Origin of the sequence: Lysinibacillus sp. LZ02 (assembly GCF_050613145.1) — a bacterium.
Taxonomy (GTDB): Bacteria; Bacillota; Bacilli; order Bacillales_A; family Planococcaceae; genus Lysinibacillus_B.
This window is the reverse complement of record NZ_CP192507.1, coordinates 3904025-3928114: the sequence shown is the minus strand read 5'-3', so window position 1 is coordinate 3928114 and position 24090 is coordinate 3904025. Positions and strand designations below refer to the sequence as shown.

General features: G+C 37.0%; 15 protein-coding genes. 9 read left to right on the top strand and 6 right to left on the bottom strand.

Annotated elements, in window-relative coordinates; genetic code table 11:
- From ACQQ2I_RS18905 to ACQQ2I_RS18895, 3 genes are read right to left on the bottom strand one after another with little or no spacing between them, the layout of a single operon-like run.
- On the bottom strand, positions 1–1056 hold the full coding sequence (locus ACQQ2I_RS18905; RefSeq protein WP_431028290.1) for a HEAT repeat domain-containing protein: 1056 nt from the start codon (positions 1054–1056) through the stop codon (positions 1–3).
- Positions 1056–1964, bottom strand: a complete 909-nt coding sequence (locus ACQQ2I_RS18900) for a response regulator transcription factor (RefSeq protein WP_431028289.1) — start codon at positions 1962–1964, stop codon at positions 1056–1058. Before ACQQ2I_RS18900 ends, ACQQ2I_RS18905 begins: the two co-directional genes overlap by 1 nt.
- 5 nt (positions 1965–1969) lie before the next feature.
- Entirely contained in the window at positions 1970–3061 is a 1092-nt protein-coding gene (locus tag ACQQ2I_RS18895; protein ID WP_431028288.1) for a hypothetical protein, read from the bottom strand.
- 697 nt (positions 3062–3758) lie between these two features.
- On the opposite strand from ACQQ2I_RS18895, the gene ACQQ2I_RS18890 reads away from it, so the two are divergent.
- On the top strand, positions 3759–6869 hold the full coding sequence (locus tag ACQQ2I_RS18890; protein ID WP_431028287.1) for a hypothetical protein: 3111 nt from the start codon (positions 3759–3761) through the stop codon (positions 6867–6869).
- Positions 6870–7127: 258 nt separating this feature from the next.
- On the opposite strand, the gene ACQQ2I_RS18885 is transcribed toward ACQQ2I_RS18890, so the two are convergent.
- The gene (locus ACQQ2I_RS18885; protein WP_431028286.1) at positions 7128–9878 is read right to left on the bottom strand and encodes a histidine kinase; all 2751 of its coding nucleotides are present in this window, start codon (positions 9876–9878) and stop codon (positions 7128–7130) included.
- A gap of 896 nt (positions 9879–10774) precedes the next feature.
- On the opposite strand from ACQQ2I_RS18885, the gene ACQQ2I_RS18880 reads away from it, so the two are divergent.
- The 8 genes from ACQQ2I_RS18880 (at position 10775) to ACQQ2I_RS18845 (ending at position 20683) form a co-directional block, all read left to right on the top strand.
- The gene (locus ACQQ2I_RS18880) at positions 10775–11494 is read left to right on the top strand and encodes a YebC/PmpR family DNA-binding transcriptional regulator (RefSeq protein ID WP_391374035.1); all 720 of its coding nucleotides are present in this window, start codon (positions 10775–10777) and stop codon (positions 11492–11494) included.
- Positions 11495–11729: 235 nt separating this feature from the next.
- Positions 11730–13478, top strand: a complete 1749-nt coding sequence (locus ACQQ2I_RS18875; RefSeq protein WP_431028285.1) for a methyl-accepting chemotaxis protein — start codon at positions 11730–11732, stop codon at positions 13476–13478.
- 351 nt (positions 13479–13829) lie between these two features.
- Entirely contained in the window at positions 13830–15572 is a 1743-nt protein-coding gene (locus tag ACQQ2I_RS18870; protein ID WP_431028284.1) for a methyl-accepting chemotaxis protein, read from the top strand.
- Positions 15573–15724: 152 nt separating this feature from the next.
- On the top strand, positions 15725–17419 hold the full coding sequence (locus ACQQ2I_RS18865; RefSeq protein WP_431028282.1) for a M3 family oligoendopeptidase: 1695 nt from the start codon (positions 15725–15727) through the stop codon (positions 17417–17419).
- Positions 17420–18125: 706 nt separating this feature from the next.
- Positions 18126–19205 carry an AI-2E family transporter gene (locus ACQQ2I_RS18860; RefSeq protein WP_431028281.1) on the top strand — a complete coding sequence of 360 codons (1080 nt, stop codon included), beginning with the start codon at positions 18126–18128 and terminating at the stop codon, positions 19203–19205.
- A 128-nt stretch (positions 19206–19333) separates the two neighbouring features.
- Complete coding sequence (locus tag ACQQ2I_RS18855) at positions 19334–19795, top strand: hypothetical protein (RefSeq protein WP_431028280.1); 462 nt, start codon at positions 19334–19336, stop codon at positions 19793–19795.
- Positions 19796–19810: 15 nt separating this feature from the next.
- On the top strand, positions 19811–20062 hold the full coding sequence (locus tag ACQQ2I_RS18850) for a hypothetical protein (RefSeq protein ID WP_431028279.1): 252 nt from the start codon (positions 19811–19813) through the stop codon (positions 20060–20062).
- An 18-nt stretch (positions 20063–20080) separates the two neighbouring features.
- Positions 20081–20683 (top strand): alpha/beta hydrolase, encoded by a 603-nt coding sequence (locus ACQQ2I_RS18845; RefSeq protein ID WP_431028278.1) that lies wholly within the window; start codon positions 20081–20083, stop codon positions 20681–20683.
- A gap of 323 nt (positions 20684–21006) precedes the next feature.
- Here the strand turns inward: ACQQ2I_RS18845 and ACQQ2I_RS18840 are convergent, their stop codons facing one another.
- On the bottom strand, positions 21007–23124 hold the full coding sequence (locus tag ACQQ2I_RS18840) for an MMPL family transporter (RefSeq protein ID WP_431028277.1): 2118 nt from the start codon (positions 23122–23124) through the stop codon (positions 21007–21009).
- Positions 23125–23322: 198 nt separating this feature from the next.
- Positions 23323–23943, bottom strand: a complete 621-nt coding sequence (locus ACQQ2I_RS18835; RefSeq protein ID WP_431028276.1) for a DUF47 domain-containing protein — start codon at positions 23941–23943, stop codon at positions 23323–23325.
- Positions 23944–24090: the final 147 nt, after the last annotated feature.

Here is a 24090-nt window from a genome sequence, read left to right as displayed (position 1 = left end):
TTACCCCACTTGTAAAATCTCTTTCGCCATGTCTGCTGCATAACGGTCTTCTTGTTGCTCGGCTATTTTTTGCAATATATCAACACCATAGCGTAAGTTATTTAATGAAACAGCCGCTTGTTTACGTACCCACCATGATTCATCTTGAAGTAGTTTTTCAAATATTAGTTTTGCATCTTTTTCTTCTGCATGTACAAGTAATTTTGCAAGCATTAGCCTTTCTTCCCAATAGGGTGAATGGATAAATGGTTTATAAAGGTGGATAGAAGAAATCATTCCGAAATGGCTAATCGCTTTTAATGCACGAATACGAATTTCATTTTCATAATGGGATAATAACTTTTCGTAAAATGCCAAATAAGAAATATCCATTTTCGAATCAAAGCTCAAGTAGTCTAACAGTGAAAGTTGTAGATACGGTGATAATGTATCAAATGACGCAATGAATGTCTCAATATAATGGTCATCTAAATGAGAGAGTATCGTTTTATACTCGAATTCTTTAAATGGATATGCGGGTTTGTAAAAGTGTGCTAAAAACAAGTTTTTATTATAAATAGCGACGATACGCAACATGAGTAAATATTCTTCTTCTGTTGAGTATTTTTTATTTTTTAAGAGATGTTCTACATCAGGAACTAAAAATGTAAGGCGAAAATCAAGGGTACGATATAAACCGTTCATACGTACTCCCCAATTTCGGTGTTGTAACATGTTTCGGTAGTATTTTTGGAAATTTAAATAAGAAAAATATGAAATACGCTCTATAATATCTTCGTTATTAATGGTCGTAACATAGTTTATAAATATCCGGTCAATGGCTTCTTTCGTATATGAATCAATGGCGTGTGATTTTGAGAAAAGCTCAATATCTTGACCAAGTACTAAGTAGCGATACCAATTGTCTTTGTGCTCTTTAATGTAAGCATTAATCATTTTTTCACGATAGGTTTGGCGCATCCGCATGACAACTAAGTATAGGAACATGCAACTAATTAGTAAAAGCAATATAGAGATGATGACTAGTGCATAAAGGAGTGTACTATTAGTAATCATTAGCGTAGCCTTCTTAATATGTTTTTAATTTGCGTTTCAACTAATCGTAAATTAAATGGGAGACTAAAGTAAGCGTCTGCTCCATTGTCAAATGCGTATATAATCGCATCTTCAGAGTCACGTTTTGACATAAGCATAATAATATATTTCTCGTCATTTGGTAGGCTGCGCAAGTAGTTCATAATTTCGATGCCATTTTTACGCGGTAAAATGTCATTTACTAAGACGATATGGGTATGACCTGATTTATACCAATCGGACTGTAAAAATTGATAGCCATCTGTAAATGTTTGAATTTGTAAGTCGAAATTTGAAATGTTCATCTTATGAAGTAAGTTCGACAAGATTGATACAGTAATTGGGTTTTCTTCAATGATGCTTACTTTAATGTGTTCGGTTTCAAATTGTGAAAAATCATTAATCGATAATATGGTGTTTATTTGTTGATTGCTTATTTTATCTACATACTGAGTATTTGTTAGTAAAATTTCATCTAACGTATAACGGCAGTTTGCAATTTCACTAATCGTAGCAAGAAAGCCTGGTATGACATCTTCACATATGTCCCCTAAATAATCTTTTGCGCTTTTAAACAAGCGATTTAAGAAATGTTTGGCTTCTTGATTGCCACTAAATGCAAGCATAATAATAACGGACTCGCCTTCAGTATCTTTAAAAACTTTATCAGAATTTCGTATCTGCTTTGATACATAATCATACAGTAACTGATACTGTTCTACTTGTGTCATATTAGGGAATTTACAAGTAGGGTGCCAACGTAGTAAGAGAATAGAAAAGGTGATTTTTGTTCGGTCTACGTATGCTTGTTGCATTTGAAATAACATACATAGCTTTTCGTACTCCGTTGTTTCATGATAATCATTTATTAGTATAGGTGAGTTATCCAAAACCATTATCTCCTTTCAATTCTATTAATGTTGGGCAAGGCTTTTACGTCTTCTAAAATGACGCGCATTATAGGTACGTAAGCAGTCCAGAAGAAATTCGATGTGTCATTCGAAAAAATATTCATTAAGAAGTCACTTCGTTGCCATTTCATTAAGTTATCTTTCGTATAGTCCGCATAATCTCCGGCAAAGTAATACGTATGATTTTCTTTGTTGTGAATAATAGCAGGAAATGTTGTTGGAATGCCTGCCTGCTTTAGTTCTTCCAGTGCCATATTTGATAAATGTAAGTCATATTCCGCATAAACAACTGCATCATTCAATGGTGTTAAAATATCAAACCAGTATGGATAATCAGTATTGTGAGCAGTAGGGAATTTTTCTTTCCCTTCAGCTGTTAATGTAAACAATACTTTCTCCTCTAATTGTGATTGATCTAGTACAATGACTTTGTCTGTAATATGCACAAAGGCAAGTCCAGCTCCTTTAAATGGCCATTCTCTTTGATATTGGTTTTCGTAGTTTGTAATCAGCCATTGAGGTACTTCGTCACTTGTTAAGTCATCAAAGTAGCGCCCAGACCACCCGCTCCAATCAACGCTTAATGTTTCCTCCATCAATGAACGAGGATGTTCTTCAGTCGGTGTTGCAAATGAGTTATATTCAGCAATAAGAGTTGTATTTTCCCCTTTACTACGCAAAATGGCTTCCCATTCACTTACCTCCATACCACCGTATATTTTTCGAGAACGATCTCCATCAACAACTTCTTCTAAATCGTCTGTATATACACCATACGTATCGGCAATATAAATTAAGTCGACCTCCCGATTGACATTATATTCATTCATAGGTTCATTATATTTTGGATCATAGCCAAAATAATCTTTGGTGATGGTATAAAGTTCACCATCTGTTTTGGTAACTTTTTCGTTCGTAAGTACCCAAAATAACCCTAGATGTTCACGGTAATCATCTACGGGTACAGTTTTATCGATAATCGTTATATCCAGTGGATAGGACGTTTTAAATTGCCAGTAGATTCTAGGTGAGAAAAATAAAATGATGATAATCCCAATAAAAAATAATTTTTTCATATGAAAGTATACACTTCCTAAAAGGTTAGATTAGTCAAGTAAGTAATATATTGCACGAAAGTGCTTAAATAACACTTAAAATCATTGTATTTTATTAATGATTGAATATATGCATGTAAAAAATGTTTTTTTTAAAAAGAGTTAGATATATTTATATTAAATTTATCATTTAATGATGTATTTAACATTAAAATATACAAATATTTAATTTTGTTGTTACATTTAGAGTGAGAGAAAATTTATAATCAATAGCATTTTTTGTCAATAAATTTTTAATTGGAATTTATATATTAAATGTGAGGTTATGAGCTTCATAAAAAAATCCCCTATTTTATGAATGCTTGAACTCAAAAAATAAGAAGAATTTAAGTAGTGCTAGTCATAATAAGCTAGTAACCTAATGAATAATGCCACTAAGCAGTAATTTGAATAGTGGTGCAATTTTTGGAGGGAATGATGTAGGATATGACTCGAAAAATATGTAATAAAATTTAAGGATATTGTAGGAGGGCGTTATTATGTAAGATAAAGAAAGAAAAGTAAAAGCTAGTCCCGTTAGAATTAGGGTCATCATTGTTATTTTCTTCTCATTGTTAAAAGTTCTTTTACATATTTGTTTTTTAGGTATTTATATAATTGAAATTGATCTATTTGGGGCTGAAATGTTTTTAGAAAGCCTATTTTAAAGGAGGACACGATGAAAAAAATAATAGGTGTAGTAGTGGGTTTATTGTTACTGTCAATCCCTTGGGTTTGGCGATTTTTTGAGCCATCTACTGTATTAAATGTTGCGATTTTAGATGTTAGTTCAAATGATGAACAATTAAAAGAGCGCGCAGGGATTACGGAAGTGTTAAATATTACGAAAATAACAAGTGATAGTGAAGAAGCTTATGATGCATCTGCACATTATTACGGAGTATCTGTTTCTACACATAAGGAAGATATCACGTTTAACGATTTCCCAATGCGTTACGATACATATGACATGATCTATTTATCGAATACGTATGGTATTAAAGAGAAAGATTTAGCATGGGGCGATCAAGATTCAACGCGTACCCTTTACAGTGGTTTATCAAATAATGCTTGGCGCAATATTGAAACACGCTTAAAACAAAAAACACCGGCTACGCTTGTCGTTGAGCAAAATAGCTTTAATATTAATACGAGTGAGAGCGTGCAGAAAGAGTTAGCGAGTGCATTAGGGATTTCTTATAGTGGTTGGGTAGCAAAATACTTTGAGGATTTAGGAGATGCTCTCGAATTCACAAAGGAGCCCTATACTGGAAGTGGTCTAGTGCTTTATCATGAGGGTGAAGAGAAAGCAATTGTACTAGAAGACGATTTAGAGGTAAGGGTAAAAACAACGTCTGTTGGCGAAAAATTATTTGGTTTTAGCACATCGGAGATATTTAGTGGTTGGATGGATATTTCACAAAGTATAGATGCAGAGGTGCTAGCATACTTTGATTTGGACTTAACGCTAGAACAGCAAGCTTTACTGGAGCAAAATAATATTCCGATCTCATTTGTTGCGGCGACATCTAAACAATATGAGGCAAGTAACCTTTATTATCTAGCTGGAAACTTCTCAGAAAAAGATTTAAGTAGCGGTATTCCTTATTTTAAAGGGTATATTGCACTACAGAAATTCATCTCGAACGATAAATTTTATTGGCATAATTATTACGCCATGCTAGAAGGAATTATTCACGAAACGAAACATAGTGAACGAGTCGTGGAAGTGCCAGTATCAGTTGAGCCTGTAAAGGTAAACAACTTATCTTATAATGCACGTATTATTCGTGACCAATATGAAGTGTTGGTGAATGGGAAATGGAAGCCAATTACGATTAAAGGTTTCAATATTGGCATGGCGCATCCCGGAACATTCCCAGGTGAGGCAGGTATTACAGAAGAAGAGTATGCGCGTTGGTTTGAATACATTGGTGAAATGGGCGCTAATACTGTCCGTGTGTATACATTACATCCACCAGGCTTCTACAATGCGTTAAAAGAATATAATGAAACACACGAGAATCCTATTTATGTACTCCATGGTGTATGGATTGATGAAGAACCACTTGAAGAGGCGCTCGATGTTTATGGGGAACCGACTGACAATTTTCAAGCAGAAATAAAACGTATTGTGGATGTCATTCATGGAAATACAGTGATTGAACAACGACCAGGACATGCATATGGTACGTATTCAGCGGATATTTCCCAGTATGTAATTGGGTGGATGCTTGGCATTGAATGGTACCCGTATACAGTTGAAGGAACAAATCAAAAGCATGTAGACAAAAGTCAATATAATGGTCAATTCTTCTCGACAAAAGATGCAGCTCCGTTCGAAATTTGGTTAGCCGAACAATTTGAATTTACGGCGCAGTATGAGGCAGAAACATACGGCTGGATTCGTCCATTTAGTTTTACAAACTGGGTAACGACAGACCTGCTGGATCATCCTTATGAGCCGAGCGAACAAGAAGATTACGCATCGGTAAATCCGAATGTCATTTACGTAAAAAACGAAACAGAAGCAGTTGGGCAGTTTGCGGCATATCACGTATATCCGTATTATCCAGATTTCTTAAATTATACGCCTAAATACGCTAATTATATTGATCATCGTGGAGATAAGAATAACTATGCTGCATATTTAGAAGATTTACATGCAGCACATCGGATACCTGTGTTAATTTCGGAGTTCGGTATTCCGGCATCGCGCGGCTTAACACATAAAAATGTAAATGGCTGGAATCAAGGCTTTATCGCAGAAGATGAACAAGGTGAAATATTAGTGCGTCTATTTGAAGATATTTTACATGAAGGAATGCTAGGGGGCTTAGTATTTACTTGGCAAGACGAATGGTTTAAAAGAACATGGAATACGATGGACTTAGATAACCCTGATCAACGTCCTTACTGGTCTAATGCTCAAACGAATGAACAGCAATTTGGTATTTTAAGCTTTGATACGTTGAAGCGAAAAGTAGATGGTGATACATCTGATTGGTTCGGGGTTCAGCCTTTCTATGATAACGGGGAAAAGCTTGAGAAAATGTATGTAGACTATGATGAGCGTTATTTATACATTCGCTTTGATATGGATCATCCGACGTTTAACAGTAGCCGCTATCCTATTATTTATTTTGATACGGTTGCGAACCAAGGAAACACATCTTATAACGGGATAGAATTGCCTGTTGAAGCGGACTTCCTAGTAGAGTTAAAAGATGACCAGAATAGTCGTATAAAAGTAGATGCCTATTATGATATATATCAATATCAATATGGCCATAAATTGGGGATGATTGAGTTTAAGAGGAACACTATAAAAAATAGCGGTCAGTTTAACAACATAATGTATGTATTAAATAAGCAATTAACAGTTCCGGTTTTAAACAAAACATTCCCACTTGAAAATTATGAAACAGGTGTACTTCGTCGAGGTAATGCCAACCCAGCAAGTGATGAATATGATTCATTAGCTGATTATCAAATTAATGAAGAAGATGGGGTTGTCGAAATCCGTATTCCATGGTTACTGTTGAATATGACAGATCCATCAAGGATGGAAGCTTGGAGCGATTTTTACACAAATGAGAAGATGACATATGAGATTTTGGACGGGATTGGTATTGGGATGATGCTCATAGAAAACGGCAAAAAGGTTGCTACGCTGCCCGATAACGCTATTTCTCGCTATAAATGGTCTACTTGGTCATTACCTGAGAGTAAAGAGCGTCTGAAAGAATCATATTACATTTTAAAAGAAAAGTTTCAAGCAGTAGAGTAAAAAGTGAAGTGGGGGATGAGCCACCACTTCACTTAGTGTCATTTTAACCATCTATCTTATGATGAGGTTAGATTATAGAGTACGTTTCAATTTCGATGATGGTGTCTTTTTGGGGGCACCATCTTTTTTGTAAAAGTAAGAAAGTATAAATGTTAGTAGTTTGAGTAGTACGTAGCGCCAGCGCTTTTCTTTTGTTGTTCCGTCCATCCCGTTTCAAAGCTTCGGCTAATACTAGCGTTTCTTTCATATAGAAACGTTTCAATCATGTTGTTCATAGTGAAGGGGAATGCTGATTGTACAGATTGTCCCGAGTCCTTCCGTGCTGTCGATTTGCAGTGTAGCGTTTAAATTATGTCGGAGTCTTTCGAGTGTATTTCGCAACCCTAGTCCACTACTCGTTTCAATGATATTGGCTAGTTTGTCGGCCGGTATGCCTACACCGTCATCTGCTACACGAATGAAAAATTGTTGTTTTGTTTTCCACATACTAATAGTGACGGTTCCCTCACTTCCCTTTGGATGCACGCCATGTCGGATTGCATTTTCAACTAGTGTTTGCAAACTAAAAGGGGGAATGTTGATAGCATCATAGGGTGTATCGTTCAGTACCCAGACAATTTTTAAGTTAGGCATAAACCGTTGCTCTTGGATAAAGGCAAAAGATTTGACCAGCTCAATTTCATCGGAAAGCGGTATCATACGAGATTGTATACGCGTATCAAATAAACTAGAAAGGAAGTTGCCAAACTCGTGTAGTAAATCAACCATCTTATCTTGATCGATCGTGCTTAATGAAGCAATGGTATTTAATGTATTAAATAAAAAGTGTGGTTCAATTTGTGCACGTAATAATTCTGATTCTAAATGAAGCTCGTTTTCTACCATTTGTTTCATCGTAATGAGTGATTTGGTACGTGATAGCAATTCAATAGGCTGAATGGGTTTCGGAATATAATCATTCACACCAGACTTGAATATGGTAGATAGTTCTAAATTATGTGCCTGTACTGTCAGGAATAAAATAGGTAATTGTACAAATGAAAAATTTTGACGAACTTCTTTAATAATTTCTAATGATGAATGTGCTGAAACCATCGAATCAATTATGACTAAATCATACTGAAGCGTTTTTAAATGTGTCCAAAAATCGGATTCATTGGCCAAAGTAAGTTGATAATGCTGTGAAGATAGAAGCGCCAAGAGGAACGCGTTATCTGCATGATTTTCGGACCACAAAAGAATTTTCCCCTTATATTCAGCAGACATAATCCATTGGTCTAACTCCACATGCCAATGTTCTTTTTCTACACTTTTTAATAAACGAATTTCTAGCGTCAAGTGATTAAAAATAAGTTCGCCTTGCTGCATCGCAAGTAGCTGCTGACATACCTCGATCGTTAATTGATCGAGTTCACTCAAAATTTCACTAGACATCCCTGACATGCAAATGGAAACATAGTCTCCTTGCTCTTGTACTTCAATAGTAATTTCACTACCACTTTTTAGCTTTATCAAGACATTGTTAAGGAGATTGATGAATACTTGACTTAACTTTTGCTCATCGCCCATAACATAGAGTAGTTTGTTAGGGTTGTTAAATGTCAGCGTAATATGATGCGCTTTGCCAAATGGTTGCAATAAGCTTAATAAATACGAAAGTAACGGCGTAACCGAAATCGATTTTTTTTCGATATGAATCGTTTCATTTTGGATTTGCGTATAATCGAATAAATGGCCGAGTGAAAAATTCATCATTTGTACGATACTTTTCAATTTTGCTAAATCGACTTTATCATTTTCCAACTCAAAAATAAGTGAGTTTAACGGATTATACAAACGTTCCGAACTTTGGCGTAGAAAATCTTCTTTCATTTGGTCCCGTTGCTGTAACTTAGCTGCATATAATTTGATTTGTTCGTTAGTAATAAAAAATCGATAAAACCAAAAGCAGGCAATGCCAATCTCTATACTTAAATAATCAAACGGATAAAAAGGTATTTCATAAGGAAGTAGAGATTTAATAACTAGCCATAGTAAACCAGAACAAGCAGCCATTCCAGCAAAGAGTAAAAAGTATGTTTCTTTGACGGTAATCACGGTAACACGCCAAACCGCTCTATAAGTATATAAAACCGATATAATATAAAAGGGTATTAATAGAAAATCTACGAAGTCTTTATAAGTAAGTGGTATCACGAGCAAAATAAATAAAAATATACTAAATAACCCATTTATAAGTGATTGATATTTTAATTTTGTTGTATGGGCCGGTAATAATTGGGCAAAGCGAACGATGCAAAAGGCGGTACACAAATATAAAATAGAGGTCAATTTTGCTTCTAATGAATAAGGAAGTAAAAAGTCACCCCATAAACTGTTTACAAAGCGGTAGATTTCATCTGCAAAAGGAAAAATGTACATAATCGAATAGATTAAGACGATACGATTTCGATAAATAAATAAGTAGATGAAGAGACTATAAGTAATATTGAGTAAAAGCGTAATTAAAATGATTAAATTTAATGTATTAATCAAATTAATGCGATTTGTTAACCCTTGTACAGAACTCATAATAATAGGCTTATGAAACAATAGCGTATGTTGGTTTTCGTTGGATGAAACAGTTAATGTAAAGTTTGGTTCATCAAGCGTCACTTCTGCTAAATAAGCACTATAAGTTGTGCCAAATTTTTCGGACGGTTGACTAACAAGCTGATCATTCACAAATACTTCTGTTTTAAATTCACTTTTGGGAATATAGAACAGAAGTGTTGCTTCGCCCGGAAAAGAATCCAATGAAATGTGCATCGGTTGCTCATTGCTACCTTGTAGGTGAAGTAGCTCATTATTTTCAATAAGAGAGTAATCGATACTTGTGGAAGTATTGTCAGGGACCTCTATTTGTATTGGATAAAAAATAACTAACCAAATTAAACGCAATGCTAATAAAAAGAAAAAACTACCTATTAAAAGAATTCCATAACGAGACCAAACATTATTTTTCATCATAAACTCCCGTTAGTATAGAATAAGTTGTGTCTATTATTTATAAGTTCTTAACTCGAATATGTACTTGATCGCACATTCCATTGCGAGCGGACGCTTTCCACGGACATGACCGCAGCCCTTGATACGTTTTTAGAGCCTACCTTATTGAATTAAGAATCGATTTTGAGATTAAACCCCATTTTACTATTATATAATGTTACGTCTGTTGATTAGTGAAGTTTAAATGCTATTTTTTTGACATTACAGGACTGTGAAATGTATATATCTCCCGCATGCGCTGCTTTCATTTTATTATTATTCTTGTGGAATTTTAGTGATTTCTTTTGGTGAAAGCATGCGTGTTGATTTACCTCTTATTGTTAAAGAGAACATTGGAATACGTTGATTTCCGCTACGGTTGACTCGCTTTCCGCAGGCACGGCTTCAACTAATTTCTTTCGGTAAGTACCGAAAGAAATGGATTTTCAGCTCGTGCTTTTCCTGCTGGAGTCGAGTCACCTCCGCTCTAATCAACGAGCAAGCGCCTTTTTATTAATCATTTCACTAAAAAGCACGTTCATAATCTACTAGTATTTGTATAATCAACACATCTGTGGTGAAATAGATTTTTGAAAGATGAAACGATTCATTTTTCTGTAGTAGCTTCTATTTTTAAAATTGAAGAACAGTATTAATTTTACATAATGATTCGAAATGTGATAAAGGAAAGGGAGCAGCGGGAAGTTAGGCATACAGGCATTGCCAAATGATGGGGTGATGCCTGTATGCCTCTATAGAAGGGTAGAAGATGAGCCCCTATTGTGTGAAGGTTCACTTTATAATACGCCACTTTTTTTGTATAATAATTAAGTTACAAGGCAATTTACATTTTATATAAATTGAAAGAGAGTGGAACTATGGGTCGTAAATGGAATAACATTAAGGACAAAAAAGCTGGTAAAGACGCTGCTAACAGTCGTGTTTATGCGAAATTTGGTCGTGAAATTTATGTAGCTGCAAAGTCAGGTGAGCCAAATCCAGAATCAAACCGTGCGTTAAAAACTGTTTTAGAGCGTGCGAAAACATATTCAGTACCAAAACACATTATTGAAAAAGCGATCGATAAAGCGAAGGGTGGCGGCGAAGAAAGCTTCGACGAGTTACGTTACGAAGGCTTCGGTGTCGGCGGTACAATGGTCATCGTGGATGCGTTAACAAACAATGTCAACCGTACAGCATCAGAAGTACGTGCGGCATTCGGTAAAAACGGCGGTAACATGGGTGTAAGTGGATCCGCTGCACATATGTTCCAAGCAACAGCTGTATTTGGTATTGAAGGTAAATCTGAGGATGAAGTGCTTGAAATCTTAATGGAAGCGGACTTAGATGCACGTGATATTCTGGATGAAGAAGGGACAATCATTGTCTATACAGAGCCAGATCAATTCCATGTGACACAAGAAGCGTTTAAAGCAGCGGGTATTGAGGAGTTTGCAGTAGCTGAGTTAACGATGCTTCCAATGACAGAAGTAGCATTAACCGGTGATGATTTAGCGAAGTTCGAAAAAATGATTGATGCGTTAGAAGACTTAGAAGACGTGCAACGCGTATATCACAATGCTGATTTAGGTGAATAGTGTATAAAAAAGGGACTTTTATCATTGAGAAATGATAAAAGTCTTTTTTTAGGAGAAGCAAGGGTGACTTTTTCATCTTTATAAACAAAGGGATACACTCTACACTATTTTGATGTGAGTATTGTTTTTCTAACTAAGTTCTTTGATTACCATACTAAAGTATAAGCAAGAAAGTTGCACAATTCATTTTATTATAGCAGAATGCTAATAAAATAATGGAAGGAGGAGGGTATTTATGAAAAAGCAGGGACGTCTCGCTAGTCGAATTATATTAATAGCTAGTATGATATTTGTGGTATTGCTTGGTTTGAACGCATTTTTAATGATTTATACGTCCAAACAATCTGTACAAGCAACAGTTGGTGAACAGACAATTACCATTGCAGAAAATATATTAAACTATATCGATATAGTTAAATATGATGAATTCATAAAAAATCCAGCAGAAAATGAAGTGTATTGGGAATTGCGTGAGCAGTTAAATGAATTACGTGAAATGAATGGTGTACTTTATGCGTATACATACTCCGTACCGCAACCAGGAGAAGGTGTAGCGTTTTTAGTGGACGGTATGCCAGTGGATGACACGGAAGGGGCAGCGGCTCTCGGCGATATTTCGAGTTCTACCACATATGAACATATCGAGAAAGTGTTGCAAGATGGTCATTATTATTCCGATTTATTAGCGGGTGATTATGGTGAATATATTTCAGGGTTTATCCCTATTAAAAATAATGCAGGAGAAGTCATTGCATTTTTAGGTGTGGATATCGATGCATCTTATGTGGCAGGTATTACAAGTAGCATTACAAAAAGTATTTTACCGAGCATGGTCGGCGTGTTTGCATTGCTTATTTTAGTTGCACTTGGTTTACTATTCTACTATATTACGAAGTCATTAAGACCGTTAAACAAGTTAGTAACAGCGTCTACTTTATTAGAAGAAGGCGACTTTAAAGGCGCAAATGATATAGTAGCAAATATTAAAAAAACAGCTAATAATGAAATTACACAGTTTACACAGGCATTTTCTAACATGCTCTCAACATTAAAAGTGACATTCAAGGCTATTCGTGAAAAAACAAATAATTTAGAGACAGCAGTTCATGATATTAATGATACAACGGTTCAAGTAAATGATTCAAATGCCATCATTACGAAAAATATTGTGGATATTTCAGCGAGCAGTGAACAACAAAAGACAAATAATGGTGAAATTGTACTGGCAATGAATGAAATGGCATTAGGGATTCAACGCTTAGCAGATTCGACGAATGAAATTGCGGAATCTTCAAGTAGTATGACAACTTTAGTAGAGTCAAGTGTTGCTGATTCACAAAAAGTTGTGGTACAAATTCAAAACGTAGAAAAATCGGTTATTCAAACGTCGGATCATGTGCGTGAAATGGGTGAAAAGTTTGCTTCTATTGAAGAAATGATAAGCGTGATTACAAATATTGCGGACCAAACAAACTTACTAGCATTAAATGCCGCAATTGAAGCAGCGAGGGCAGGTGAGGCTGGAAAAGGTTTTGCTGTTGTAGCAGATGAAGTACGTAAATTAGCTGAACTATCTCGTCATTCAGCCGAAGATATCCATCAACACTTACAAAGTTTTCTTGTCATTACAGAGCGAGCATTATCTGAAATGGCTTCTAGTACGGAAGATGTAAAAGGTGGTAGCGCTGCAGTTGCATTAATTGGGGACAAACTACAAGAAATTTTGCAAGCAGTGGAATATGTAAATGAACAAATTCATGATGATTCAGCCGTAATTCAACAAATGTCAGCAAGTGCTGAGCAAGTACTTGCCTCAACAGAGCAAATGAATACATTAATGACACAGGCAACGGCACAAGCGAGAAATGTAGTGGGTTCTACCGATAGACAAGTAGAAATGATAGACCGTTTAAATCAAGTAGTTGTTCGTTTGGACGAAACATCTGAAGAAGTTGTACGTGAGATTGAAAAATTTAAGTTATAAAATCAGAGGTGTTGATTATACAAATATTACGAAATAATAAGCGTGATATTTTAGTGGAATGGTTGATAAAAGGGACTTGCTTGTTGATTGGAGCGGAAAGTGAGTCAGCCGTAGCGGAAATCAACGTATCCAAGGAGCCCATTCACATAAAAGGTAAATCAACACGCGTGTTATAAAATAAAAGGAAGTGTGGTACCTATTGATCATTAGGTGCCACACTTTTTATTTTGATGATTTTAAATATTTTTTGATTTTTGTAGAAAAATTGTCGGAATTTAATTGTTTAATTACATTTTTATGTAATAATAAAGATAACGGGGGATTTGGGAAAAATAGAAAAGTGGTGATGAAATGAGTGTTTTACGTACAATTCGTGGAAAATTATTGATTTTTTCATTTTTATTATTCTTACTACCTAGTTCAATCATTGGTTTTGTTAGTTACATGGAAGCGCAACAGGGGCTTGATCAGCTAGGGGAAACAGTAATTAAAAATAGTGTAGAATCTGCACTACAATTAATGGATCAAGCGCAGGTAGCGGTAGACAGCGGAGCGATTACGGTACAAGAGGCACAGGAACAAGTAAAGGCTGCGCTGATAGGTGAAAAAGGACCAGATGGAAAAAGACAATTAGCGAACCCTTCTGATTTAGGAGAGAATGGCTATATATATATTATCAATCGCCAAGGGACGTTAATTGGTCACCCTACACGGGAAGGCGATAATTTATGGAATGACCAAGATAGCTCAGGTCAGCACTTTATACGTGAAGTAAAGGAACAAGCTGTAGCGGGTGGAGGCTTTACGTATTATGAATTTGAGTTGCCAGGAAAAACTGAAGTGGCACCAAAACTAATTTACTCAAAGTTAGAAGAAGATTGGAACTGGATTATTGCCTCAGGAACGTATTTACAGGACTTCAATGCACCAGCTAACGCGTTATTAAAGGTCATACTCATTACATTGGTTATTTCAACTGTCCTAGGAGGAGTAGCGGCCATTTTATTCTCTCGTCATTTAGCTTTCCCGCTTATGAAGCTATCAAAACGTGTTGGACAAGTAGCGAAAGGGAATTTAACGGTCGAGTTAGACAGTACAGAACGACATGATGAGGTCGGTGTATTAAACAAAGGGTTCAATGAAATGGTGAGTCAGCTAAAGGTACTTATTTCCGATGTTGAGCATACGATTGGGGAAATTCAAAATACATCGACTAATTTAACTGCCGTTGCAGAGGAAACAACAGCATTTGGAGAAGACATTGTCAAAGCGGCAACAGAAGTAGCGAAAGGTGCTTCACAACAAGCGGCAGATGCGGATGAAACAAACCAAATCACGTTAAGTTTTGCACAAGAAATTGAGCAATTACATGAGAAAAATGAATTGATGCTACACTCATCTGAAAAGATGCGGAAGTCGAATGCGGAAGGTCTAGATAATTTAACAATATTAAAAGAGCGCTCTACAGAATCTTATGAGCTCATTACATCTATGCAAGATGTATTAGATAGTTTAATTGGGAAAGTTCGTGACATCGAGGGGATTGTGAATACAATTAATGAAATTTCAGACCAAACGAACTTATTAGCTTTAAATGCTTCGATTGAGGCAGCACGTGCGGGCGAACATGGAAAAGGTTTTGCTGTAGTCGCCCAAGAAGTGCGAAAATTAGCTGACCAAACAAGCCAAGCAACCGATTTAGTGCGAAATACGCTCAGAGGGATTGAAGTAGAGACCAAATTAGTAACGAATGAGATGTCTAAAACGTATGCGATTGTTCAAGGGCAGCATGAGTCAGTGGAAACGACGGAACAATCTTTCGAAGACATTGGCAATGCAGTTGAAACGATTATTCGTTCCATTGAAGAAGTATCTACAAGCGTACAGTTACTAAATAACTCGAAAAATACGATGCTTGCCTCTATTGAGCGAATTGCGATGATTAGTGAAACGAACGCAAGTATGACGGAGGAAGTAACGGCGTCTGTAGATGAACAGCAAAAAGCAGTGCAAATGGTGACAAACTCTTCGAATGATTTATCAAACGAAATTCAAGGGTTACAAGAATCCGTTAATAAATTCACGATTCGATAAATGCTTGCTTATTAATGGGTAGAATAGAGAAATGATACGATTTCTTTGAGAGTGTAGATAGGATATCTGCACTCTTTTTCTTGCATTTATAGTAAAAATACTAAATAATAAAACTATAAATTTCGGATTTCGAATTAATTAGGAGGGATACGATGAAATTTACAGATTATGAGTATAAGCGTCCACATATGCCGGCGATTAAGCTAGCGGTACATGCATACATTGAACAATTTAAACAAGCGACAACAGTGGAGGAACAAAGCGAAGTCATTGAAAAAATTAATGCATATCGCAAAGATTTTTCCACACAAGCGAACCTTGTATATATTCGTGCATCTATTGATACAACGGATGAATATTACCAACAAGAGCGGGATTATTTAGATGAAATCGAGCCGGAAATGGACGATGTGATTACGGAGTACTATAAAGCGCTTGTCAACTCACCGTTTCGCGCAGCATTAGAACAAAAATGGGGAGCGCAATTATTTGCGTTAGCAGATAACCAAATTAAAGGTTTTTCACCAGCGATTATTGAATTGATGCAAAAGGAAAATAAATTAGTCTCAGAATATAACAAGCTCGTAGCCTCTGCACAAATTGAGTTTGATGGCAAAACATTAACGCTAGCCCAGCTTGCCCCGTATGGTGAATCAACAGATCGTGCGGTACGTAAAGCAGCACGCGATGCATCAGCTCATTTTTTTGCACAAAATGGAGAGAAATTTGATGACTTATATGATCAGCTCGTGAAAATTCGCCATGAAATCGCGACAACACTTGGTTATAAAAACTATGTAGAACTTGGCTATATTCATATGAATCGCATAGATTATGATGCACAGATGGTTGCAAAATTCCGCGAGCAAGTACGTGAATATATCGTACCGCTTGTTACAAAGTTGTACGAGCGCCAAGCAAAGCGCATTGGAGTAGAAGATTTAAGATACTACGATGAAGGATTCAAGTTTTTATCAGGGAATGCGACACAAAAAGGCGATGCTGAGTGGATTGTAGCAAATGGTAAAAAGATGTACGAAGAATTATCACCAGAAACGGGGGAGTTCTTCAACTATATGTTAGATCGTGAGCTAATGGATTTAGTGGCGAAGAAGGGCAAGGAATCTGGTGGTTATTGTACGTTTATTGAAAACTATGATTCGCCATTTATCTTTTCTAACTTTAATGGTACATCAGGCGATATCGATGTCTTAACACACGAAGCAGGCCATGCTTATCAAGTGTATGCCAGTCGCAATATTGGTATTCCAGAATATTTATGGCCAACTTTCGAGTCTTGTGAAATTCATTCGATGAGTATGGAATTTTTTACATGGCCATGGATGGAGTTGTTCTTTAAAGAGGATACAGATAAATATAAATTTGCCCATTTAAGTGGAGGGCTGATTTTCTTACCATATGGTGTAGCCGTTGATGAGTTCCAGCATGTTGTGTATGAAAATCCAGAAATGACACCAGCAGAACGTCGTGCAGCTTGGAAAGCAATCGAAGCAAAATACTTGCCACATCGTGATTATGATGGTCAGGAGTATTTAGAGTCAGGCGGCTTCTGGCAGCGTCAAGGGCATATTTATGCAAGTCCGTTCTATTATATTGACTATACGTTAGCGCAAATTTGTGCATTCCAATTCTGGAAGCGTTCACGTGAAGATTTTGAGGCAGCATGGAAGGAATATGTCCATTTATGCAGCTTAGGTGGTTCACAATCGTTTACAGGCTTAGTCAAAGAGGCTGGGTTAATCTCGCCATTTGAAGAGGGCTGTGTACAATCCGTAGTGGGTGTAATTGAAGCGTATTTAAACAGCATTGATGATACAAAGTTATAAAAATGAAGGATGAGCGGTGGCGTTTTACTTACTGCTCATTCTTTTATTTTAAAAAAGGAATCCCTATAAAGCGAAGTATGTCCTACGTGAACGAATAAATAGGGTTTGAAAGAGGCAACAATGGTGAAAGCTATGTAAGTGATGAACACTAGCATTTTAGTTCATCTCTACTCTTTGGTGATAGTCTCTTTTATAAGTCTTCTTTTTGGTCAGTAAAATAAAGTATAATTAATAAGGTTCCGAAATATGTTCTTGATTAAAAAATGTAGAATTCCAAAATTACATGGAGTGAAGGGTGGCGAGTCCAGCGGGAAAAGCGATAGAAGAACAAAGGCTAAAACCGTCACGTCCTGTGACAACGCCTTTGTGACCAACATCATGTTGGCCCGAGACCCCGCAGGAAATTTATTTGCGACGAAAGCGGAGCGGCAGGAGCACCGAAGAATGAGCGACGAGGAGGCTCGACCTCGCCCGCGGAAAGCGTCCGCCCGTAACGGAATGTACGGTCAAGTACACGTTTTGGCGAAGAGCCATTAATAATATTGAATGATTATAGAGTGAAACATTCTATCGTTTCATCACGTATGTAAGAAGGAACAAGGTATTTTGTAGGAAGGTGACAATTTTACCATCTCGTAATAGCTAGGTTCATGTCTTTCAAATACATAGTTGAGTTTAGAGAGTATCAATAAGAAGGAGGTAAATAATGACAAAGAAACTATGGTTTCAAGTAGGAGTCGGCATTTTAATTGGTCTTTTAATTATTAAATATTTTATAGAGATTCAAGGGATCTTTAGTCCATTCGTTATCATTTTAAAAACGATTTTTATTCCATTGTTATTAGGAGGCGTATTGTATTATGTTACAGAGCCGCTTCAGCGTTTGTTAGAAAAGCGCGGCTTACCGAGATGGGCAAGTATTAGTACAATCATTATTTTACTAGCAGGCGTAGTAACAGGGATTTTATTAATGATTGGCAATCCAATTGCTACTCAAGTGAATAATTTGGTGAAAAATGCACCAATGATCGCCACGAATATTCAGGAAACAACAGATTACATTATTAATAATAGAGATAATTTACCGCCACAAGTAGGAGAGTTTGTTGACTCTATTTCGAATTCGATTCAGGAGATTGCCGTGAAAAGTAGTACGTGGCTTGTCAGCGTTATTAGCGGTGCCGTGTCAGCGACGTTTACACTTATTCTCGTCCCATTCTTTTTCATTTTTATGTTAAAGGATCATGAAAAGTTCGCGCCAAATATTTATAAAATATTTACCGGTGAACGCCGTACGTGGGTAAAGGAGACGTTAGAGGATATTGATCGTGTGCTTCGTAACTATGTACAAGGACAAGTCATTATTAGCTCGATACTGGCCATCATGATGCTTATCGGGTATTTAATCATTAAGTTAGAGTATGCACTGCTACTTTCAATCTTTGCCTTCTTTATGAATATGATTCCGTTTATTGGCCCGTGGGTATCCCTTGTACCAGCTGTCGTTGTAGCGATTTTACAGGATCCCGTTTTAGTCATTTGGGTACTGGTGATTACCTTAGTAGCGCAACAAGTTGAAAGCAACTTAATCACACCAAACATTATGGGAAAATCATTAGATATCCATCCATTAACGGTTATTTCCATTGTATTAGCAGCAGGGAATATTGCAGGGTTTATCGGGATTTTGATTGCGATTCCGACATATGCCGTATTAAAAGTAATTGTTGTTAATATATATGAGGAGCGTAAAAAAATTAAAGAAGCCGCAACGAAAACGGTATAGCTTCTTTTAGTAGAAGTCCCCCCCCTCTATAGGTGGCGTCATTGAGATGTGAGAGAAGTATGTAGCCAGGCTACTTCTCTTTTCTGTATGTTATACTAGTGGGCGAAAGAAATTAAAAGGAGATTTTTATGCTTACATTTGAACAAAAGCAAGCGATTATCGAAGAGTTCACACAGTTAAAAAAGAAGGAAATTTCATTAAAACGTATTAATTATCATTTTGAAGAAAGTTTATACGAAAAGACGATTGTGATTGAAAAATTACATCCAAATGGGAATGGTTTTGTATTCATTGGCGACTTATTAAAATATGAAAAAGAAGCGAATGATAAAGGTCTTGTTAATATTCGTGATTATTCGGAAGAAGCACTGCGAACGATTATTGCAGATGCGATTGAATATTTATCAGAGGATTTTGATGATGAACCAATTATTGAAGTATGGGTAGACCGCAGCCGTACAGAGCTTGAACTAGTGTATGAAAATCGTTCGTGGAATGTATATCATAACGATAATTTAGAGGAAGCATTTGGTACGCGTGAGGCAGCGGTGGAATATTTACGCGAGGAAGGCTTTCGCCCAGTGAAGTAAAAGGGGGAAATGATGATGGAAGAGAGAACGTCAAATGGTAAAAAGTTTGCTTTTATTGTCATCGGGTCAATCATTATAGCATCTATTTTTGCCGTCATTGTGATTACCATTTTCTATAATACGTATGATCCGTCCAAATATGGTCGCAACAATGGTGGGATTGATCCAAATAATAGAGGGGTACCTGAAACAGAAGAAGTAGATGAGCAATCCGCTCCTTTGACTAATTCGACGTATGAGTCTATAATTATCTCAAATTCGAGATAATTATAGGGGCGTGAGGACATGCAACATATTTTTGAACAAGGGACAAAGGACATTACGTTACTATTACTGCACGGGACAGGTGGGACAGAGCACGCTTTACTTGGACTGGCAAAAGAGATTGATGCAGAGGCGAATGTTTTAAGTGTGCGCGGTCAAGTAGTAGAAAATGGCATGCCACGCTTTTTCCGCCGTATTGCTGAAGGTGTGTTTGATATGGAAGATCTTCGTTTCCGTACAGATGAGCTATATGATTTTGTCAAATCAGCGAGTGTTCAGTATGGCTTTGATGCATCGAAAATTGTAGCTATTGGGTATTCCAATGGTGCTAATATTGCAGGGAATTTATTATTCCGCCATCAACATAGTTTAGCAGGAGCCATTTTACATCATCCAATGGTACCTGACCGTGAAGCAACGATGCCAAATTTACAAGATGTAAATGTATGGATTGGCGCAGGAACAAATGATTTCATGTGTCCACCGCAAGAATCAGAAGAGCTAGAGCAATTATTAGTAAATGCAGGTGCTCTTGTAGAAGTAGCATGGTTTGACTATGGGCATCAACTAACAATGCCTGAAGTACAAGCTGCAAAAGCTTGGTATGGTCAACTTTTTGACTAATAAAAACGCACGATCGCCAGTGAGCGAAAGTGCGTTTTTTCTTTGTTAAGGAAATGATAAAATGCCGCATTGTGGATAACGATTGTTGAAAAGAGCATCTACGTCTAGGCGAAAGCACCATCCCCTCTAGCGCGTGTCGGGGATTAGCAGGTGCTTTAGCGCTTTTGTTCTTAGATAAGAAAGTATAAACTGTTTCAAATTGAAAGCGTGTCTAGCTCCAGCGCCCATCCCCTCGTGACGTTTCGAAAGTCTCTTCGTGTGCAAGCACACTGTGAGCCTATCTCCAACGCATGTCGGGGCTAGAGTAGGCGCTTGCGCTTTTCTTATTGCTTTGATTTTCTTTTGACAAATGGTAACCACCAGTTCCAGTCGCCGAATAATTTCATTAAGCTTGGAACGAGCATTAAACGAATAATTGTCGCATCAATCGCAACCGCAATTGCAATGCCAATCCCAATTTGCTTCACAGGCATTACATCCGTAAAGGCAAAAGCACCTGTAATGACAATCATAATGAGTGCAGCGGATGTAATAATTTTGGATGTAGAAACGAGCCCGTCGATTGTCGCTTTTGTATTTTCAGCGCCTTTCTCGTATTCTTCTTGTATACGAGAAATTAAGAAGACCTCATAGTCCATGCTTAAGCCAAATACAAGACAGAATACAATCACCGGAATAATGAGTGCAATCGTCACTTCCGGGAGACCGAAATGCCCATATTGGAAAATGTACACAAGAATACCGAACGTTGAGCCTAAGCCAATGACATTCATAATAATGGCCTTTAACGGAATTAAAATAGATTTAAAGGCAAACATTAAAATAATAAAGGTTGTTACAATAATAATCGTTAAGGCGAGCCCAATCTTATTGGCAATCTCATCAAAGATTTCTTGATTGAATTTCGGTTGCCCTGCTAATGCAAATTCCACCCCTAAATCTTGATCCATCCAATCACGCACAAAGTTCTGTGCCTCGGTAGAAGCCCCTTGTGCATTAATGGAAATAACCATATACATTTGATTGTCTTGCACGAAGTTTTCTGCTACCTTATTGAGCATCCCCGGCGTTTGCGGGTTAGTATTGACCATTTCCCATGTATCAACTGAATCGATATCGGCTGCCGTAAACATCGTTGTGACTTCTTTTACGAGTGCATCCGCCTGTAATTTCTCTTGAATGTCGAGCATTTGTTGTAGCCCAGCGCGGTCTGTCCAACCATTGTCACGTTCTGCAAGTAAAAACACCGTTGCTTGGTCACCAAGTCCAAATTCGTCTGTTAAGGTGTCGTATGCTTGTCGTGCCTCGTAAGAAGTCGGGAGTGCATCGACTGTTGGAATCGTCAGTTCGATATCTTTAATCGGAACCATCGCAAAGCCAAGTAAAATGACTGCTACGAAAATAATTTTCATTGGATTTTTCATGACGAAGCCAGCAAATGACTGCCAGCGACCAGCAGTCGTTTTGACACGAATGAGGCGCCATTTATTTAAGCGGTCGCCTAGTACTGTAATGAGGGCCGGTAACAGTGTTAACCCAGAAATGACTGCTAACAGTACAGCAATGGAACCACCAAGTGCGATATTTTGGAAAATTTCTACTTGGATGACGACCATTGCACCAAGCCCAATCATAACGCATAGTGCAGAGAAAATAATCGAGCGTCCGGCTGTCGTAATTGCTACTTGTACCGCTTCCTCAATGGATTTTTGTCCGCGTTCTTCCCGGTAACGATTAATAAATAACAGGGCAAAGTCGATACTTAAGGCAAGCCCAAGCATCGGTACGATATTTAAGATGAAAATGGATAAATTCACATTCCCGCTTAGTAAGGTTAAAATCCCAAATGCCGCAACAACCGTGGCACCACCAACTAAAACTGGCAGTAAAGAAGAAACGACTGTACCGAATGCGAGAAGTAGTACGATAATGGCGATCGGCACACCGATTGTTTCTGCCTTCATTAAATCATTTTGGCTTGCAACGTTAATGTCTTTTGAAATAACAGGTTGCCCAGTAATTTCAATCCCTTCTTCACCTGCTAATATGTCACGGATTTCATCAATAATAGGGAAATAATCCTTTATCGAATTGTCAAAGTTGAGTGTAGCGTACGCTAGATGATCGCGATTGTATGCTTCTATATCGTTTGGCGAAGCAATGGAATCGATTTCCTCAACGGCTTCTAAGTTAGATAAAACCCGTTCAATTTCAGGTCCAGTTTTATCTTCAAATAAGACAAAGATGGTTTTAGCAGGGAGTCCGAATGTTTCAGAAAGCTCCTCGGTTACACGGATATGATCATCTTTTACGAAAAAGCCATCACCCTGAAGTTTTGATGGAAGTTGCATGGCGAAATAGGCCATGGTGATGAAAAACAATATCCAAATAACGATAATGGTTTTTGCGTATTGAGTGACGAGTTTTGCTATAGCTTGCACAAAGAGACCGCCTTTCCTTTTTCATTATGTATAGTTTACTTGAAAATGTAGCTAAATGGATAAAGTGAAACTTCAAGCGGTGAGGGGGCTTTATCCCCCACCGACGCTTCTCGATTTTCTTAAGCTCTAAGGTGAAAGTTTTAATGCCTGTTAATGCAGGATAAAAAATATGATGTTCATTTGTAGAATCTCCAATTATTATGCGTTACGCATAATAATTGTTTCAATCGTATCGGCTACGTTTTGACAATAGTCAGAGATTTCTTCTAATTGTTCATATAAATCCTTAAATTTAATAAGACGAATAGGGTTTCTTTCATTCAAGAATAATTGCTTGATGGAGGAACGCAAAATTTCGTCACATTCCCGTTCGTAATCCTTTATTAAAATCGCGTGTTGTCGCATACCGACTAAATCTTTTTTATTTAATAAGTCCATCGCTTTGACAATTTCATCTGTAGATTTCGTAATGTACCCTAGGAAGTCACGCATCGATTGATCGACTTCAGTGAATGAGAACATTTCAAAGTGCGCAATACAGCCTTCTGTCCCATCTAAAATATCATCCATACGAAGGGCGAGAGAAAGGATATCTTCACGTTCAATCGGTGTCATAAATGACTTGTTCAGCATGACGATGAGCTCATGAATTAATTCATCACCCGCTATTTCATATTCCTTCATTTTAATACTAATTTCTTTTAAATCTATCACGTTTTTAATACGGGAATTATTCGCATAGTGGACAGCTTCCTGTACATTTTCAGCAATTTTATGAAGTGCCGTGAAAAACGGGTCTTTCTTTCTTGTGTTAAACATGGAATGGCCTCCATTACATAAAAGTTATTTCAATAAAATTTTGACTCGGGTACTCTAACAAAATATAAAAATCCCATACAATTCTTAACTGCGTATTAGTAATCTGTATAAATTTGTAACATATGAAAATGGAGTATTTCAATAGTC